Here is a 17,860-nt window from a genome sequence, read left to right on the forward strand (position 1 = left end):
GAAAGAGCCGATTTCCATGACCTCCACCTCCGACCCCCGTGATCTGCAAGCTCAGTTGGAGTCACTGACCACCGAGGCCTTCCGGCCCGAGCTCGCCGACATCGACCGGCTGCCGACCCTCGGCATCGCCCGGCTGATGAACGGCGAGGACACCTCCGTGCCCGCCGCGGTGTCCCGGCAGCTGCCGGGGATCGCCGCCGCCATCGACGCGATCGCCGACCGGATGGCCCGTGGCGGCCGGCTGATCTACGCCGGTGCCGGCACCGCCGGACGCCTCGGCGTACTGGACGCCTCCGAGTGCCCGCCGACCTTCAACACGGACCCGGCGCGGGTCGTGGGCCTGATCGCGGGTGGCCCCGGGGCCCTGGTCACGTCCGTCGAGGGGGCGGAGGACTCCGCGGAGCTGGCGCGGGCCGACCTCGACGGCCTCGCGGTGACCACCCTGGACACGGTGGTCGGGGTGTCCGCGTCCGGCCGTACCCCCTATGCCGTGGGCGCGGTTCAACACGCCCGCGCGCAGGGGGCGTTGACGGTCGGCCTGTCCTGCAACGCGGGCAGCGCGCTGGCGGCCGCGGCCGATCACGGCATCGAGGTGGTCGTCGGCCCCGAACTGCTCACCGGCTCGACCCGGCTCAAGGCCGGCACGGCCCAGAAGCTCGTCCTCAACATGCTGTCGACGATCACGATGATCCGGCTCGGCAAGACCTACGGAAACCTGATGGTCGACGTCCGCGCCTCCAACGACAAGCTGCGCGCCCGCTCCCGCCGTATCGTCGCCCTGGCCACCGGCGCCGACGACGAGGAGGTCGAGCGCGCCCTGGCCGCGACGGACGGCGAGGTCAAGAACGCGATCCTGACGATCCTGGCCGACGTCGACGGCCCCACGGCGGCCCGACTCCTGGAGGAGACGGGGGGCCATCTGCGGGCGGCCCTGGCGACGACGACCCACTGACAACGACGCCAGCCGGCTGACCGGCCAGACCGGCTCCACCACGCGGTGGTCGCACGACAAGCTCGGCAACGAAACGGCAGGAATTTATAATCGAGCAACTTCGTGAGGTGAAATGAACGACGTCACAATGGCCTACAAGGGATGGCCGTCCGGAACGCCAATCTCAGTTCTGGTCGTCATAGTCGTAGCCGTCCTCTTGGTCGCAGCCGTGATAGGGCGCACGCGACGCAAATAGTTTCCCCTCCGGCACGGTGTGGATTCGTTGCACCGGCATCCGGCGCGGGCACGCGGCGCCGCCTCCATACCCCGCTCTCGTGAGGGCGCGCTCCGTAAGTTCTGGAATCCGTTCCGCTCGGGCCGGCAGGTCCATGTGCCACAGATGGTTGTCGTGCATGTCTGGATCGTCGGAGAAGCACTCGGCGTGGGCGCCTACCAGCGCGATCGCCACGTCCCAATCCTGAAGCTGTTCCGCCGTTAGGTACAGCAGCGCGGCCGGCAGGTGGTGTGGCTGGGTACCGGCGCCGCCTCCCCGCATGGATCAGGGTGTGGGTGTGGCGGTGATCAGGCTGCTGGTGACGTCCGCGATGGCCTGGTTCAGCTCGTCCTCGGGCACGTTGCCGCAGACCTTGTAGCCCTCGGTGGCGTCGATGCCGCCGCCTGTGCTGAGGAGTTCCTCTTCGATCCAGGCCCGGCACTCGGACGTGACGCCCGTGGTGGCGGTGGCAATGGCGGTGGGCAGGGCGCCGTTCACGGCGTCGCGGACCTGGTCGGCCATGAGCTCGCCCGCGTACTTCTCCAGTGTTTTGGTGGCGATGCCGGCGCACAGGGAGGGGTGGGTGCCGGGTGTGGCGCTCGCGCCGGCGTCGATGGCGTCCTGGAGTTGCTTGCGCATGGCCGTCTTGCAGGCGGCCGGGTCGGCCTTGGCGTCGCCTCCGTCGCTGCATGCGGTGAGGGCGGCGGTGAGGGCGAGGAGTGCGGCGCAGGCGGCTGTGCGGGTCTTCATGGTTCCCCCGGGGCTTGGATGCTGAGGGGGCATCATGCGACGCGTGGAGCCACTGTGGGGGCGCTGTGGCCGTGTTGTGACGCTGCGGGGACCGCCGCCCGGCGCTGAGCATCCCCGCGGGCCACCGACGCCTATGCCGCCGCGTGGGCACAGGCGGAAGCCCTGGCAAGTACTCCGGCACCGCCAAACACAGACGGTCCTGGCCGTCCTGGGGCTGCTCTATGCAACAGGCGTGGTGGGCTGAGACGCCCGATACCGTCACTTTGGGATACCGCATCCCTCACGGATACACCCACCCGCGAGATCACCGTCACCCCAGGCCGAAAACCTCAGTAACGGCCTCAGCGGCGGACCAACAGCGCGTGCGTCACGTTCGGTGAGCTGACCAGCTCGGACACGCGGTAGCCGTCGATCCCCTCGCCCAGGTCGTCGAGCAGCCGCTCGCCGCCGCCGATGAGGAGCGGCGCGATCGCCACGTGCAGTTCGTCGATCAGCCCGGCGCGCAGATACTGCCGGATGACCGCCGCCCCGCCGCCGATCCGGACGTCCTTGCCGTCCGCGGCGTCGAACGCGCGCCCCAGGACCGTCTCCGGCGGCTCGTCGGTGAAGTGGAAGGTGGTGCCGCCGGCCATCTCCAGGTCCGGGCGCAGATGGTGGGTGTGGACGAAGACGTCGTGGTGGTAGGGCGGGTTCTCGCCCCACCAGCCCTGCCAGGACTCGTCCTCCCACGGCCCGCGCTGCGGACCGAACATGTTCCGCCCCATGATCGTGGCGCCGATGTTCTGATCACCGCGGACGAAGTGGTCGACATCGGTCCCGGTCTTCCCCGCGGCCGCGTCCTCGGACGCGGAGATGAACCAGCTGTGCAGCTCGTCGCCCCAGCCGACGCCGTCGCCGAACGGGGCGTCCAGTCGCTGGTTCGGACCGGCCATGAAGCCGTCGAGAGAGATCGTCACGTTGTGGACCCGGACCTTGGGCATGGCCTTCACCTCTCGTGGGATGTCGTGCTCTCACCCCCTGCGTCGTTCAGAGCCTGCCTGGATCGACATCCCCGCGCACCTTTTTCCAGACGAGGGTGTATCGCCAGAAGAGGCGCCGCCGCAGCCGGACCCCGGGGAGGATGCGGCGAGCCTCCCGGACGAATTCGGTGTGGGGTACGTCGGCCGGGCGGGTCGGGGCGGTCATCGCGACGGGACGCCGTGGTGCCCTGCGTCCCCTGTTCTTGACCCAATCGGTGACCAGGTTGAGCGGTACGGACACGAGGCCGAGGAGAGCCTGTACGCGGGTGTCTTCTCGCGTCAGCCCGACGATCACCAGCGTTCCACCGGGGGCCAGCTGCTGCCGAAAGCGGGTGAGGGTCTCGGTCAGGGGCAGGTGGTGGAGTACGGCGACGCAGGTGATGACGTCGTAACGGCCCCCCTCGTCGTACGACAGCGCGTCCGCGACGGAGAAGGTGACGGGGAGGCCGGGATCGGTCGACTCCCTCGCCGCGTCGATGATGCGCTCGTCGCTGTCGATGCCGTGCACGTGTGTCGCGCGCGTGGCCAGCAGCCGGGCGAGGTCTCCGGATCCGCACCCGACGTCCAGGGCACGGTCGTAGCGGCGGGGCAGCCGGCGCATGAGCCACGGGTGGAAGTGGGCGTTGTGGGACCAGGGGTGGGCGTCGTTGAAGCGAGCGAGGGCGTCCAGGAGCGGCATGGGTCCATTTCAACAGGGCAGCCGTCCCTCCCTGTTGGCCTTCCGCACCCTGGCCCGTAGTACGTCGGCCTGCGGCGCGGGCCCGGTGGACTCCGGCGGACAGTCCCACTCCCGCCCGCCACCGAGGGGCCTGAGCTGGACTCTTCCGGACAGGTGCCCCATCACCTCCCCCACGCGCCCGTCCCGCTCGTCGACGACGTACGACCCCACCGGTGGCCGCTCCCCGCGCAGTACGGACGCCAGCCGCTCGGCCGTCCGTACGTTGCAGCGCCCCAGGTCGACCAGCGGGAAGGGCTCGTCACCGGCGCCGGTGAGGGGGTCGACGGCGAGGGACGGCAGGACGACACCTACGCCGGTGAGCGCCTCCCGCAGGGACTCCAGGACTTCTTGGGTGGACCGCACGCTTCCTCCATCGGCACGCAGAGTTGGTGATTCGCAACACAGCGTGTCGGGTGCGGCTCTAACCTGGCCAGACAGGGCGTCCCAACAACCTCGTCTGCTGGATCGGGAGCTGGGCATGGCAGGACCGAAGGATCTGGACCCGTCGTCGTCCCCGAGGGCGCTGCTGGGCGCGGAGTTGCGGCACGCGCGGGAGAAGGCGGGGCTGAGCCAGGAGGAGTTGGGGCAACGGCTGTTCGTGAGCGGGTCGTTCGTGGGGCAGTTGGAGTCGGGTACGCGGAGGATGCAGTCGGAGTACGCGCGGTTGCTGGATGAGGTGTTGGGGACGGAGGACTTCTTCCGGCGGAACTGTGGGGCGTCGGCGAAGTCCAAGTACCGGGAGCACTTCGCGGAGGCCGCCGAGGCGGAGGCGAGGTGTACGGCGATCAGGCAATACGCGTCGATGCTGATCCCCGGCCTGCTCCAGACACCCGCGTACGCACGAGCCGTCTGCCGTGCCTATCAGCCGACAGCTCCGGACGACGTGATCGAGGAACTGGTGAAGGGCCGGATGGAGCGGACCCGCATCCTGGCCGATCCAACAACGCCGCTGTTGTGGACCGTGGTTGACGAAGCCGCGCTGCGTCGGGTCACGGGCAGCCGAGCGGTCATGGGCGAGGCACTGAACCACATCGTCGACCTGGCCCACCGGAGCCGTGTCATCGTCCAGGTCCTGCCGTTCGACGCGGGAGCCCACCCGGCGATGCAGGGTTCCATCAAGCTGATGGACTTCGACGACGCTCCGCCCTTGGTCTACCTGGAGGGAGTCGACACCGGACGGCTGGAGGACGATCCCGCGAGCGTCGCCCGCTACCGGCTCTACTACGAACTCCTCACGTCATCCGCCCTCCCCCGCGAGAAGTCCCTGGTCTTGATCAGGGCGATGGCGCAGGATTACGCACATGAGGAACACCCCTGAGTCCTGGCGCAAGTCCACGTACAGCGGTGGCACCGGCGACGACTGCCTGGAAGTAGCCGACGGTCACCCCACCACCGTCCCCGTCCGCGACTCCAAGAACCCCCACGGCCCGAAGCTCATGCTCCGGCCGGAGTCATGGTCCGCCTTCGTCGAGGCGGTCGTAGAGGTCAGGATCTGACCTATACGGCTCCTAGCGTGGTCCCATGACCGACACCACACACACCACCGCCACCGCCACCGACGAGCGCACCGACCTGCTGGAGGCGCTGGCCCACAGCCGGCGCTTCCTGCGCTTCACGACCCGCGACCTCACCGACGAGCAGGCCGGGCAGCGGACGACCGCCAGCGAGCTGTGTCTGGGCGGCCTGATCAAGCACGTCACGTCGGTGGAGCGACACTGGGCGGACTTCATCCTCAACGGCCCCGCGGCCATGCCCGACTTCACCGCGATGACCGAGGAAGACTTCGCCCGACGGGCCGACGAGTTCCGAATGCAGCCCGGCGAGACGCTGGCCGGTGTGCTCGCCGACTACCCGGTGTGCTCGCCGACTACGACGAGACGGCCCGCCGCACCGACGAACTCGTCACCGCCCTGCCCGACCTGAACGTCTCTCACCCACTGCCCAAGGCGCCCTGGAACGAGCCTGGGGCCCGCTGGTCGGCCCGCAGGGTGCTGCTGCACATCGCCGCCGAGACCGCTCAGCACGCGGGTCACGCCGACATCATCCGCGAGTCCCTGGACGGCGCCAAGAGCATGGGCTGACCGGCCCCGAAGCTCAAGCCTCCAGCTCCGAGCCCTCTTTTCAAGGAATGGATGGAGGGCCCCAACCCGCCCTCCCACCCCGCGTGTTGACTTGACGCGTTCGACTTGCCACGCAGCGTTACGATCGTCTAGCGTGCCCGAATAACGAACAGCCCCCGCCAGGTGCTACCAACACCTGCGGGGGCTTGACCTACGAGATCGAACGCGAGTCGACCCGTGGCTGACGCCAAGCTTAGTCCTGCCTTCCTGCCCGCGCACGCATCCCCGCACCCCATGGCCAAGCCGGGGTACGGCAAACGCAGCGTCCCCGACCAACGCCCCCGCACCGCGCACGACTTCGCCTACCTCCCACCCCGCGAAGCCGCCATCGCCGCGTACCTCGACCGCCTCCCCGAGGGCGCCGACATCTCCGTAAAGACGCTGGCCAAGACGCTGCCGTACGGGCAATGTGCGCTCGGCACGGCCCTCAACCGCCTCCAACAGGAAGGCCACTTGCGCCGGGGGCGCGAACGCCTGGACTCCGCTTCCGGAGGGCATCGCTGGATCACCCGATCGTGGTGGTCCCGTACCGCACGCGATGACGACTGGTGGGCGGCCTTCACGAGGGGTGACGTACCGGAAGACACCGAACACCGCCCGCCCACCCGCTCCCGCGCCCACATCCTCCTCGCCGCGCTGGGCCGCGAGGCCCCCTCGCTGTCCCTCTCCGCCGCCGACTGCGCGGCCCTCGCCCCGCTGGTGGGCGAGTGGTTCGCCCGGGGGGCGAGCGAGGAGGTCGTACGCCACGCCCTGACCAGCGGGCTGCCGACCCCGGTCCACCACCCGGCCGCCCTGCTCCCGTCGCCGTCTGACCGACAAAGTGCCCCCGGAGCTGCCGCTTCCCCAAGCGCCCCACCGGATCCTGGAGTGCGCGGAGTGCAGAGTCCCCGGCCCTCCGGAGGCCCTGCCGGGGGGTCTGTGCAACGGCTGCCGGGACGGATACGCCCCCGCGCGCCCCGCCTCGCTCCTGCCCGCCCCCGAGATCCACGCCCGCGCGAACGAGATCCGGACCGCGATGTCCCTGAAACGAGAAGAAGGGACGCCCGTGTGACCGCTCCTGCGGTCCGCCGACACCACCCCGGGACACCATGGATGCACCCTCGATACCGAAAAACTCAAGGATTACGCAGACTGGGACCATGAACCACGCCCAGCTCACCGCCCTAGGCCGCGCCCTCCGTCTCCTCGGCGAGCACGGCGAGTCGCTCTCCGGCGACGCCCCGGACGCCAAGCTGCACGAGGTCAGGACGGACCTCAAGCGGGCCCTGGAGCTGCTGGAGACCACCGTCACCACCGCCGTCCCCACCACCCGCTGCGCCGAGCACCCGAACGGCCCGGTCGACGAGAACGCCCCCGACCTGTGCCTGCTGTGCGAGACCCGGCGCAGGGCGGCCCGTCGCGCCGAGATCAACGGTCCCGCCGCCCGCCCCCGCTCCGCCGAACCCACTCCCTCCCGCTACGGCGTCCGCGAGGACCGCCCCCAGCCCCAGCAGCGCTGGCTGCCGGAGCTGTGGACCGGCCAGGAGTGGCAGCTGTGCGGGACGCCGAGGCGGGACCGGCACGAGGCCGAGCTGTACATCAACGCCCAGCGTCGCGGACCGCGCGCCGCGATGGCGTACCGGCTCGTCCACGAGTTCACCGACTACGAGGTGCTGCGGGTGTGGGGCACCCCGGTGCGGGTCGACATCGAGCCGCTCGGCAATCTCTAGAGCCCGAACGCCCGAACGCCCCGGAGCCCGGGAGCACGGGAGCACGGGAGACCGGGAGACCTACTTGAGCAGCGGCAGCGCCGCGAAGTCGTACCCCTCCCACAGCCGCCGCGAGACCTCCTCCGGGTACGGCCGCACCTCCGGCGTGGCGTCCAGGACCTGAGTGGCGCGCCCCTCGCCGTCGTACGCCGGCCATCCCGGGTCCCCGGTCCGCGCGAAGCCCGTCCACGCCGCCTGGAAGCGCGCGGTCAGTGCCCTCGCCTCGTCCGGCACCCCGGTCCCCGCGAACAGCAGATTCCCGAGGTCCGCGTCGTACGTGCCGAACAGGAGCGGGATGTCCAGGCCGTGGCAGGCACCGAGCGCGCCACCGAACGCCGGTGCGGGCCAGGTGAGTTCGTAGAGGTGGGCCCGGCCGCCGCCCGCGGTCTGCGCCTCGGCCAGCCGCAGGGAGGGGATGCTGAACAGCCAGTCCGTCTGCACGCGTTCGTGGAGTCCGGTCGGGGTGGCGTCCGGGAAGGCCTCGCGGTAGGAGCGCTCGCCGTCCGGGCCCGGCGCGAAGATCCGCAGCGCCGCGGCCGCCTGCTCCTCGGTGATCCTGCCGAGCTGTTCACCGAGGGCGAGGAAGAGCCGGTACTCGTCGCGGTTGTGCCCGACGAGCAGTTCCACGTCCCGCGCCGCGCCCGCCGCCAGCGCCTCCCAGGGGGTCGTGGGCAGCACCTCGCCGTCGACGACCGGTGCGAACGGCGTCGCGGTGGGGGCCACCTGCCCCCACCGGTCGTCGTACTCGCGCATCCGCGCGCTCAACCGCTCCCCGGCCGTGGGCAGTTCCCGCGGATCCACGGCGGACAGCGCGGCAGCGGTCGGCGCCAGACCCGCCTCCTTGCCGATCTCCACGGCTATGTCCCGGGCGAGTTCGGCGGAGAAGTACGGGCCGGGCACGCTCTGTGCGACGGCCCGCCCGAACAGTCCCCGCGCGCTCGGCATCGCCAGCAGCGAGGCCACGGACCCGGCCCCGGCCGACTCCCCGAACACCGTGACCTGCCCGGGGTCCCCGCCGAACGCCGTGATGTTGTCCCGCACCCACTCCAGCGCCGCGACCTGGTCCAGCAGCCCCCGGTTCGCGGGCGCCCCCTCCAGCAGGGCGAATCCCTCGATGCCGAGGCGGTAGTTGAGGGTCACGACGACCAGGTCACCGGCGCGCGCGAGGTGCTGGGCGTCGTAGCCGGGGCTGCCGGAGTGGCCCAGCTTGTAGGCGCCGCCGTAGATCCACACCATCACCGGGCGGCGGGCCGACGGGTCCGTGCCGGGCGTCCAGACGTTGACCGTCAGCCAGTCGTCGCCGGTGGGCGTCTCCAGCGCACCCGCGCGCGCCTGGAAGGCGGACTCCTGCGGGGGCGGGGGCCCGAAGTCGTACGCCTCCCGGGTCCCCTCCCAGCCCTGCACGGGCCGCGGCGCCTGGAACCGCGCCTCGCCCACCGGCGGTTCGGCGAACGGGATCCCCCGGAAGACCACCAGTCCGTCCTCGGCCCGCCCGCGCACGGCACCGGCCGCGGTGCGCACTTCGAGACCCTCGGCTGACGTCATCGGTCGAACTCCTCACAGGTCGGGGCTGCTTCGCCTCACTCCAGCCCACGTCCCTTGCCCGAGTCAACCAAGCCGGGGAGCCTTGTGCCGTCAGCTCAACGACTTCAGCGCGGACGCGTCGTACGGCTGAAGTTCGTCGAAGCGGCCGGCCAGTACCTTCGCCGCCCACTGCGGGTCCTGGAGCAGTGCGCGGCCGACGGCGACCATGTCGTACTCCTCGCGCTCCAGGGCGTCGAGCAGGTCGTCGATGCCCTTGACCGGGGAGCCCTCGCCCGCGAAGCCGCGGATGAAGTCGCCGTCGAGACCGACCGAGCCGACGGTGATGGTGGTCCTGCCGGTGAGCTTCTTGGTCCAGCCGGCGAGGTTGAGGTCGGAGCCGTCGAACTCGGGGAGCCAGTAGCGGCGGGTGGAGGCGTGGAAGGCGTCGACACCGGCCGCGGCGAGCGGGGCGAGGATCGCCTCCAGCTCCTCCGGCGTCTCGGCGAGCCGCGCCTTGTAGGCCTCCTGCTTCCACTGCGAGTAGCGGAAGATGATCGGGAACTCCGGCGACACCGTCTCGCGTACGGCCGCGACGATCTCCGCCGCGAACTTCGTACGGGCGACGGGGTCACCGCCGTAGGCGTCGGTGCGGCGGTTGGTGCCCGCCCACAGGAACTGGTCGACGAGGTAGCCGTGGGCTCCGTGGATCTCCACACCGTCGAAGCCGATGCGCTCGGCGGCGGCCGCGGCCTCGGCGAACGCGCCGATGACGTCGTCCAGGTCGCGCTGGGTCATCGCCTTGCCGGTGGGCTCGTCGGCGCCGGGACGGATGCCGGAGGGGCCGACCGCGGGGGCGTCGGCGTAGGGCGGCTGCCCCTGTTCGCGCACCATGCCGATGTGCCACAGCTGCGGGACGATGGTGCCGCCCGCCGCGTGCACCTGCTCGGCGACCTTCGCCCAGCCCGCCAGCTGCTCCTCACCGTGGAACCGCGGGACGCTGCCGTTGTTCCCGGCCGACTCGTGGCCGACGTACGTGCCCTCGGTGACGATCAGACCGACTCCGGCCCCCGCCCGGCGGGAGTAGTACGACGCGACGTCCTCACCGGGGACACCGCCCGGGGAGAAGTACCGGGTCATCGGCGCCATCGCGATGCGGTTCGGGACGGTCAGACCGTTGATGTGGACCGGACGGGAGAGGATCTCGGCGGCCCGGGAGGCGGCCGGAGGCGTGGCGGGGGCGGTCACGTGGGGGTACTCCTCGGTATGTGCATGCGCATGGACAGTACCCAGGAGTCAACCGCCTCATCGGCCCCAGGATTTCCGATAGCGCTGTGAGTCGGGCCACGCATGGAAGAAGCCCGCCCCACGACTGTGGGGCGGGCTTCTTGTGGAGCGCCGGGCAGGCCTTGCACCTGCATCTCCCCGCAGGAAGCGGGGCGTCTTTCCTTGGACCACCAACGCGTAGTCGACCGACGGAAGTTCACGTCGGGCGGCTCGTGATCAAGCATAGCGCAAGAAAAGCCCGGGGGCGGCCACCCCCTGTTTCCAGGAAGTGCCGCCCCCGGCAAGGACGTTGATCAACCGTCAGGCCTGGCGGCCAGGGGTCGATCAGAAGTCCATGTCACCGCCCGGCATGCCGCCGCCGGCCGGGGCAGCGCCCGCCTTCTCCGGCTTGTCGGCGATGACGGCCTCGGTGGTGAGGAACAGCGCGGCGATGGAGGCGGCGTTCTGCAGGGCAGAGCGCGTGACCTTCGCCGGGTCGATGATGCCTTCGGCGATCATGTCGACGTACTCACCGGTCGCGGCGTTCAGGCCGTGGCCGACGGGCAGGTTGCGCACCTTCTCGACGATGACGCCACCCTCGAGACCACCGTTGACGGCGATCTGCTTGAGCGGGGCCTCCAGGGCCAGCTTCACGGCGTTGGCGCCGGTCAGCTCGTCACCCTCCAGGTCCAGCTTCTCGAAGACCGAGGAGGCCTGGATGAGGGCCACGCCACCACCGGCGACGATGCCCTCCTCGACGGCCGCCTTCGCGTTGCGAACGGCGTCCTCGATGCGGTGCTTGCGCTCCTTGAGCTCGACCTCAGTCGCGGCACCGGCCTTGATGACGGCGACGCCACCGGCGAGCTTCGCCAGGCGCTCCTGGAGCTTCTCGCGGTCGTAGTCCGAGTCGCTGTTCTCGATCTCGGCGCGGATCTGGTTGACCCGGCCCTGAACCTGCTCGGAGGAGCCGGCACCGTCGACGATGGTGGTCTCGTCCTTGGTGATGACGACCTTGCGGGCGCGGCCCAGGAGGTCGATGGTGGTGTTCTCCAGCTTGAGGCCGACCTCCTCGGAGATGACCTCGCCGCCGGTGAGGATGGCGATGTCGTTCAGCATCGCCTTGCGGCGGTCACCGAAGCCCGGGGCCTTGACGGCGACGGACTTGAAGGTGCCGCGGATCTTGTTGACGACCAGGGTCGACAGGGCCTCGCCCTCGACGTCCTCGGCGATGATCAGCAGCGGCTTGCCCGACTGCATGACCTTCTCCAGGAGCGGGAGCAGGTCCTTGACGGAACCGATCTTGGAGTTGGCGATCAGGATGTAGGGGTCGTCGAGCGACGCCTCCATCCGCTCCATGTCGGTGGCGAAGTACGCCGAGATGTAGCCCTTGTCGAAGCGCATACCCTCGGTGAGCTCCAGCTCCAGACCGAAGGTCTGGGACTCCTCGACGGTGATGACGCCTTCCTTGCCGACCTTGTCCATCGCCTCGGCGATGAGCTCGCCGATCTGGGTGTCGGCGGCGGAGATGGAGGCCGTGGAGGCGATCTGCTCCTTGGTCTCGACATCCTTGGCCTGCTCGAGCAGGGCGGCGGAGACGGCCTCGACGGCCTTCTCGATACCGCGCTTGAGGGCCATGGGGTTGGCGCCGGCGGCTACGTTGCGCAGGCCTTCCTTGACCAGGGCCTGGGCGAGCACGGTCGCGGTGGTCGTACCGTCACCGGCGACGTCGTCCGTCTTCTTGGCGACTTCCTTGACCAGCTCGGCGCCGATCTTCTCGTACGGGTCCTCGAGCTCGATCTCCTTGGCGATGGAAACACCATCGTTGGTGATCGTGGGGGCGCCCCACTTCTTCTCGAGGACGACGTTGCGGCCCTTGGGGCCGAGCGTCACCTTGACGGCGTCCGCGAGCTGGTTCATGCCGCGCTCGAGGCCGCGCCGCGCCTCCTCGTCGAACGCGATGATCTTGGCCATGTGAAGTGGTCCCTCCAGGACTGGGGGTGATTCCTTCGGACCGCGCCCGCGCCCGCGACGGACGGCTCGCCGGCCTGTGGATCCTTGCCCCACAAGGCCTGCGGGCCTCACCGACCCGGTCCATCTTTGTCACTCTCACCTTCAGAGTGCTAACGCCAATGATTAGCACTCGGCATGGTCGAGTGCAAGCGCCTCTCGCGTATCGGGCCCCCGGGGCGGGGGTGAGTGGGCCGCCCGGGCGGGTGGTCCGGGGGCGGCAGGCCCCGGGCGTGACCTGTGACGACACGGGCCGCAACCCGCGTACGGCGCGCAGGGGACGGGGTGGGGGGTGTCCGCCCGCAGCGGCCGGCGTCCCGGCACCGACCCCCAACACACCGCACGCGCCACCCAAGCCCCCACCGGACCGAAACAGGCCGCCGCAGGCATTCAGGGGCACGGGGAACTGCGCACAACGCCCGCCCCCACCGGACCCGCAGACGAACACTGCTCGCCCTCCGGAGGCACACGCATGCCGAAGGGCCCGTACCCATGACTCCCCATGGGGTACGAGCCCTCCGAAGAAGAACGAAGAACGACGCTGTTGTTACCCGGCGCGTGCTTCAGCCAGTCGCGAGACGAACCATGTCCGCCTGCGGCCCCTTCTGACCTTGCGAGATCTCGAACTCGACCCGCTGGCCCTCTTCAAGGGTGCGGTAGCCGTCCATCTGAATCGCGCTGTAGTGGACGAATACATCCGCACCACCGTCGACCGCGATGAAGCCGTACCCCTTCTCCGCGTTGAACCACTTGACGGTGCCCTGAGCCATGCCTAACTCCCCTATTACTGGCCCTTGCACGGATCCACACTTCATGGATCCGGGTCAGACCTCACCCCCCACATGGTTGGGGGCGTGCGCCGGAACGCGTCGACCGCGGCTGAATGTATCTGTCCAACTGCCGTCTGCAACAGGTCAATCGGACGAGAATTCCGGACGGAAGGGGTCCGGAATGTAGTGAGAATTCGCCCGAATTCGGGGCAAGTCGGGCCCCACAAAAGGAGCATAAGACGCAAAGAACCCACACACTTTGGCTACTTCTCGTCGCATCCGAAGTCGGAACTCATATGCGTGCGGCATGAAGGAAGCAGCAGGTTCCCCAACTGTACCGTGCTCAACCATAGAGAATTGCCCCCTCCGCTTCTTCGCGGAGAGGGCAATCGGATGAACACTCGGTAATTTCTGTTACCGAAGGTAATGACCAGTCATACGGTCACCCGCCGGCGACCGCCGGGATGATGGAGACTCCGGCCCCGTCGGGCGTCACCGTCTCCAGCCCCTGCTCGAACCGCACATCGTCGTCGTTCACGTACACATTCACGAACCGCCGCAGCTTGCCCTGGTCGTCGAGAACACGCGCCGCGATACCGGTGTGGTTCTTCTCCAGATCGGAGATGACCTCGGCGAGGGTCCCACCCTCGGCCTGCACCTCGGCCTTGCCGCCGGTGTAGGTGCGCAGGATGGTGGGGATGCGGACGTTGACGCTCATGCGAGGCCAGCCTCTCGGAAAGAGTCCAGATTCGGACGGATCGTGGCGGTGAGCCCGGTACCGGCCACCGCGTCCAGGGTCTTGAGACCGTCGCCGGTGTTCAGCACCACCGTGGTCTTCGTCGGGTCGAGGACGCCGTTCTCGATCAGCTTGCGGGTCACACCCACCGTCACGCCACCCGCGGTCTCCGCGAAGATCCCCTCGGTCCGCGCCAGCAGCTTGATCGCGTCGACGATCTGCTCGTCGTTCACGTCCTCCACCGCACCGCCGGTACGACGCGCGATGTCCAGCACGTACGGACCGTCCGCGGGGTTGCCGATGGCCAGCGACTTGGCGATGGTGTCCGGCTTCTGGGGGCGGACCACGTCGTGCCCGGCCTTGTACGCCACCGACACCGGCGAGCACCCCTCCGCCTGCGCGCCGAAGATCTTGTACGGCCTGTCCTCGACGAGCCCCAGCTTGATCAGCTCCTGCAGACCCTTGTCGATCTTCGTGAGCTGCGAGCCGGAGGCGATCGGCACGACCAGCTGGTCGGGGAGCTTCCAGCCCAGCTGCTCGCAGATCTCGTACGCCAGGGTCTTGGAGCCCTCCGCGTAGTACGGCCGCAGGTTGACGTTGACGAAGCCCCAGCCCTCACCGGCCGGGTCGCCGATCAGCTCGGAGCAGAAGCGGTTCACGTCGTCGTAGTTGCCCTCGATGCCGACGAGCTCGCCGCCGTAGATCGCGGCCATGACGACCTTGCCCTGCTCCAGGTCGTGCGGGATGAACACGCAGGAGCGGAAGCCGGCCCGGGCCGCGGCGGCGCCGACGGCGCCGGCCAGGTTGCCGGTGGAGGAGCAGGAGAGGGTGGTGAAGCCGAAGGCGCGGGCGGCCTCGATGGCCTGCGCGACGACGCGGTCCTTGAAGGAGTGCGTCGGGTTGCCGGAGTCGTCCTTGATGTACAGGCCGCCGGTCACGCCAAGCTCGCGGGCGAGGTTGTCGGCCTTGACGAGCTGGGTCCAGCCGGGGTTGATGTTGGGCTTGTCGGCCACGTCCGCGGGGACGGGCAGCAGCGGGGCGTAGCGCCAGATGTTCGAAGGTCCCGCCTCGATGCGCTTGCGGAGCTCCTCGGTTTCGTAGGCCGAGAAGTCGTACGCGATCTCGAGCGGGCCGAAACACTCCTCGCAGGCGAAGACCGGGCCGAGCGGGACGCGGTGGCCGCATTCGCGGCAGCTCAGTGCCGCGGCGGGACCCAGATCGACGGAGTTCGTGGTGCTTGCAACAGTCTGCGCAGCCATGGAGGCGAGGCCCTTTCTCCTCATCTTCCTCACGACGCACTTCGCCGTGAGACGGATTTGGCACCTTCCCGAGTCGGGAGCCTCGCGGAGACGATCGCCAGCGATCGCTACGAGAACCGACTGGAGGGTTGCCGGGGCTTCATCGGGCCGTATCCCTCTGCCCCTCTGGATGAGCGGTATGAAGTTGTTAACGGCGGCCACCCAGGACATGCGATGGTCATCCGCGTTGTTCAAGACTGTAACCGACGACCAGGACAGTTGAGAGAGACGTCCGAACCGCGAGATGACCTACCCATCAGCCGCTTCCAGCGGCGGGCACGCTAAGGAGCCGCGCACTGTGCTGAACGAAGTCGAGCGCTGGCTGGCCACCAGGTCCTGGTCCGCGACTGATCGCCCGCTCCACCGGATCATGGCCGCGAAGCGGAGCTCGGGGCAGACCGTCAGTGTCGTCCTGCCCGCGCTCAACGAGGAGGAGACGGTCGGTGACATCGTCGCCGTGATCCGTCATGACCTCATGCAACAGGTCCCGCTCGTCGACGAGATCGTCGTCGTCGACTCGGGATCGACCGACCGTACGTCCGAGGTCGCGGCCGCGGCAGGCGCGCGGGTCGTCCACCGCGACGACATCCTCCCGCGCATACCCGCCGTGCCCGGCAAGGGCGAGGTCCTGTGGCGCTCCCTGCTGGTCACCAGCGGGGACATCGTCTGCTTCATCGACGCCGACCTGAAGGAGTTCTCCTCGGACTTCGTCTCCGGCATCGTCGGCCCGCTGCTCACCGATCCCGGGGTCGACCTGGTCAAGGGCATGTACGACCGTCCCCTGGGCGGCGCCGCCGGGCAGGGCGGCCGGGTCACCGAGCTCATGGCGCGCCCGCTGCTGAACATGCACTGGCCGCAGCTGGCCGGTTTCGTGCAGCCGCTGGGCGGCGAGTACGCGGCCCGGCGCTCGTTGCTGGAGCAGCTGCCGTTCCCCGTGGGTTACGGCATCGAGCTGGGCATGCTGGTCGACGCCCTGCACCTGGTCGGTCTCGACGCCCTCGCCCAGGTCGACGTCGGGGTGCGCAAGCACCGCCACCAGGACGGTCAGGCCCTGGGCCGGATGTCCGCGGCGATCTACCGCACCGCCCAGCTGAGGCTGGCCCGCGGCCATATGATCCGGCCCGCCATTACCCAGTTCGAGCGGGGCCGGGACGGCTTCGAGCCGCGGACGTACTCCGTGGACACCGAGGAGCGGCCGCCGATGGTGGAGATCGCGGAGTACGCGGAGCGGAAGGTCGCGTAAGTGCGCGGAAGTGCGCAACCGCACGTTTGAGCGTTTGGGGGCCGGGCTAGGTTGAGGCGTATGGCGTCAACCAACAGTGCTGCTCAGGTGCTGGTCGCGTCCAACCGCGGCCCGGTCTCGTACGAAGTGCGCGAGGACGGCTCGCTGCATGCCAAACGCGGTGGCGGCGGGCTGGTCTCGGGCCTGTCGGCGATCGGCTCCGACGCGGGCTCCCTGTGGGTGTGCTCGGCGCTCGGCGACGGCGACCGCGAGGCGGTCCGGCGCGGGGTCGGCGAGGCGGGGGTCCGCATGCTCGACATCCCGGCCGACGTGCACGCCGACGCGTACAACGGCATCGCCAACTCGGTGTTGTGGTTCGTCCACCACCTGCTGTACCAGACCCCGCTGGAGCCGTCCTTCGACGCGGAGTTCCGGCGGCAGTGGGCGTCGTACGAGACGTACAACCGCGCGTTCGCCGAGGCGCTGGCTCAGGAGGCGGCCGAGGGGGCGGCGGTCCTGGTCCAGGACTACCACCTGTGCCTGGTGCCGGGGATGCTCCGTGAACTCCGTCCCGACCTGCGCATCGCCCACTTCTCGCACACGCCGTGGGCGCCGGTGGACTACTTCCGGATGCTGCCCGACGACATCGCGGGCCGGCTCCTGCGCGGCATGCTGGGCGCCGACCGGCTCGGCTTCCTCACCCAGCGTTGGGCGGACGCGTTCACGGCCTGCTGTACGGAGCTCGCGGACGGGCTCGGCGAGACCCGGATCGGGGTGCACGGGCTGGGCGCGGACGCGGACTTCCTGCGCGCGCGTTCCCACGAGGCCGATGTCGAGGAACGCATCGTCGGACTGCGCGAGGAGATCGGCGCGGGCCGGAAGACGATCGTGCGGGTGGACCGGACCGAGCTGTCCAAGAACATCGTGCGCGGGCTGCGGGCCTACCGGCGGTTGCTGGAGTCGCGGCCGGAGTGGCGCGAGCGGGTCGTGCACGTGGCGTTCGCGTATCCCTCGCGGCAGGACCTGGCGGTGTACCGGGACTACACGGCCGAGGTGCAGCGGGTTGCGGAGGAGATCAACGACACGTTCGGCACACCGGGCTGGACGCCGGTCCTGCTGAATCTGAAGGACGACTTCGCGCGCTCCCTCGCCGCGTACCGGCTGGCCGACGTGGCGCTGGTCAACCCCATCCGGGACGGCATGAACCTGGTCGCGAAGGAGGTGCCGGTGGTGTCCGACCAGGGGTGCGCGCTGGTGCTGTCGCGGGAGGCCGGGGCGTACGAGGAGTTGGGTGACGACGCGATCGTGGTGAACCCGTACGACGTCGAGCAGACGGCGGCGGCCCTGCACGAGGCCCTGACGATGCCGGCCCACGAACGGGTGGACCGCGCGAAGAGGCTCACCGCGGCAGCGACGGCACTCCCACCGGCTCAGTGGTTCCTGGACCAGCTGAACGCCCTGAAGGTACTGAACGGGTGAG

General features: G+C 69.6%; 17 protein-coding genes, 2 pseudogenes and 1 riboswitch. Of the genes and pseudogenes, 8 read left to right on the plus strand and 11 right to left on the minus strand.

All coding sequences use genetic code 11. The annotated features are described in order from the left end of the window. The first annotated feature begins 16 nt into the window (after positions 1–16). Positions 17–952: an N-acetylmuramic acid 6-phosphate etherase gene (murQ, locus tag ACZ39I_RS25555; protein ID WP_467246737.1), complete on the plus strand. Its 936-nt coding sequence runs from the start codon at positions 17–19 to the stop codon at positions 950–952. 163 nt (positions 953–1,115) lie between these two features. Here murQ and ACZ39I_RS25560 read toward each other — a convergent pair whose 3' ends face one another. From ACZ39I_RS25560 to ACZ39I_RS25580, 5 genes are all read right to left on the minus strand, one after another. After that, positions 1,116–1,400, minus strand: coding sequence for a hypothetical protein (locus ACZ39I_RS25560; protein WP_467246739.1), 285 nt, complete (start codon positions 1,398–1,400; stop codon positions 1,116–1,118). A gap of 90 nt (positions 1,401–1,490) precedes the next feature. Next, positions 1,491–1,955, minus strand: a complete 465-nt coding sequence (locus ACZ39I_RS25565) for a hypothetical protein (protein ID WP_467246740.1) — start codon at positions 1,953–1,955, stop codon at positions 1,491–1,493. A gap of 341 nt (positions 1,956–2,296) precedes the next feature. After that, positions 2,297–2,935 (minus strand): dihydrofolate reductase family protein, encoded by a 639-nt coding sequence (locus ACZ39I_RS25570; RefSeq protein ID WP_467246741.1) that lies wholly within the window; start codon positions 2,933–2,935, stop codon positions 2,297–2,299. Between the two features lie 46 nt (positions 2,936–2,981). Further along, positions 2,982–3,653, minus strand: coding sequence for a class I SAM-dependent methyltransferase (locus ACZ39I_RS25575; RefSeq protein ID WP_467246743.1), 672 nt, complete (start codon positions 3,651–3,653; stop codon positions 2,982–2,984). 9 nt (positions 3,654–3,662) lie between these two features. Then, on the minus strand, positions 3,663–4,055 hold the full coding sequence (locus tag ACZ39I_RS25580; RefSeq protein ID WP_467246744.1) for a hypothetical protein: 393 nt from the start codon (positions 4,053–4,055) through the stop codon (positions 3,663–3,665). A 115-nt stretch (positions 4,056–4,170) separates the two neighbouring features. On the opposite strand from ACZ39I_RS25580, the gene ACZ39I_RS25585 reads away from it, so the two are divergent. The 5 genes and pseudogenes from ACZ39I_RS25585 (at position 4,171) to ACZ39I_RS25605 (ending at position 7,521) form a co-directional block, all read left to right on the plus strand. Continuing rightward, complete coding sequence (locus ACZ39I_RS25585; protein ID WP_467246746.1) at positions 4,171–5,010, plus strand: helix-turn-helix domain-containing protein; 840 nt, start codon at positions 4,171–4,173, stop codon at positions 5,008–5,010. After that, positions 4,994–5,188 carry a DUF397 domain-containing protein gene (locus ACZ39I_RS25590; RefSeq protein ID WP_467246748.1) on the plus strand — a complete coding sequence of 65 codons (195 nt, stop codon included), beginning with the start codon at positions 4,994–4,996 and terminating at the stop codon, positions 5,186–5,188. The genes ACZ39I_RS25585 and ACZ39I_RS25590 overlap by 17 nt, the downstream gene beginning before the upstream one ends. 25 nt (positions 5,189–5,213) lie before the next feature. After that, positions 5,214–5,773: pseudogene (locus tag ACZ39I_RS25595) on the plus strand (DinB family protein). A gap of 273 nt (positions 5,774–6,046) precedes the next feature. Then, a pseudogene (locus ACZ39I_RS25600) lies at positions 6,047–6,863 on the plus strand (hypothetical protein). 88 nt (positions 6,864–6,951) lie between these two features. Beyond that, positions 6,952–7,521 (plus strand): hypothetical protein, encoded by a 570-nt coding sequence (locus ACZ39I_RS25605; protein WP_352388818.1) that lies wholly within the window; start codon positions 6,952–6,954, stop codon positions 7,519–7,521. A gap of 60 nt (positions 7,522–7,581) precedes the next feature. Here the strand turns inward: ACZ39I_RS25605 and ACZ39I_RS25610 are convergent, their stop codons facing one another. The 6 genes from ACZ39I_RS25610 to thrC all read right to left on the minus strand — a co-directional run bounded on the left by ACZ39I_RS25610 (position 7,582) and on the right by thrC (position 15,119). Beyond that, positions 7,582–9,105: a carboxylesterase/lipase family protein gene (locus ACZ39I_RS25610; protein WP_467246750.1), complete on the minus strand. Its 1,524-nt coding sequence runs from the start codon at positions 9,103–9,105 to the stop codon at positions 7,582–7,584. A gap of 90 nt (positions 9,106–9,195) precedes the next feature. Continuing rightward, the gene (locus ACZ39I_RS25615) at positions 9,196–10,329 is read right to left on the minus strand and encodes an NADH:flavin oxidoreductase (protein WP_467246752.1); all 1,134 of its coding nucleotides are present in this window, start codon (positions 10,327–10,329) and stop codon (positions 9,196–9,198) included. Positions 10,330–10,692: 363 nt separating this feature from the next. Further along, positions 10,693–12,318, minus strand: coding sequence for a chaperonin GroEL (gene groL, locus ACZ39I_RS25620; RefSeq protein ID WP_352388821.1), 1,626 nt, complete (start codon positions 12,316–12,318; stop codon positions 10,693–10,695). A gap of 599 nt (positions 12,319–12,917) precedes the next feature. Beyond that, on the minus strand, positions 12,918–13,124 hold the full coding sequence (locus ACZ39I_RS25625) for a cold-shock protein (protein WP_007382895.1): 207 nt from the start codon (positions 13,122–13,124) through the stop codon (positions 12,918–12,920). A 442-nt stretch (positions 13,125–13,566) separates the two neighbouring features. Next, on the minus strand, positions 13,567–13,842 hold the full coding sequence (locus tag ACZ39I_RS25630) for a MoaD/ThiS family protein (RefSeq protein WP_467246754.1): 276 nt from the start codon (positions 13,840–13,842) through the stop codon (positions 13,567–13,569). Continuing rightward, the gene (gene thrC / locus ACZ39I_RS25635) at positions 13,839–15,119 is read right to left on the minus strand and encodes a threonine synthase (RefSeq protein ID WP_467246756.1); all 1,281 of its coding nucleotides are present in this window, start codon (positions 15,117–15,119) and stop codon (positions 13,839–13,841) included. Before thrC ends, ACZ39I_RS25630 begins: the two co-directional genes overlap by 4 nt. 17 nt (positions 15,120–15,136) lie before the next feature. Beyond that, a riboswitch (SAM riboswitch) is annotated at positions 15,137–15,295 on the minus strand. A gap of 161 nt (positions 15,296–15,456) precedes the next feature. On the opposite strand from thrC, the gene ACZ39I_RS25640 reads away from it, so the two are divergent. Next, entirely contained in the window at positions 15,457–16,401 is a 945-nt protein-coding gene (locus tag ACZ39I_RS25640; RefSeq protein WP_467246757.1) for a glucosyl-3-phosphoglycerate synthase, read from the plus strand. A 60-nt stretch (positions 16,402–16,461) separates the two neighbouring features. Further along, a complete protein-coding gene (locus ACZ39I_RS25645) occupies positions 16,462–17,859 on the plus strand; it encodes an alpha,alpha-trehalose-phosphate synthase (UDP-forming) (RefSeq protein WP_467246758.1) in 1,398 nt (465 codons plus the stop codon). Position 17,860 lies beyond the last annotated feature (1 nt).

Source organism: Streptomyces sp. NPDC024687 (genome assembly GCF_055559055.1).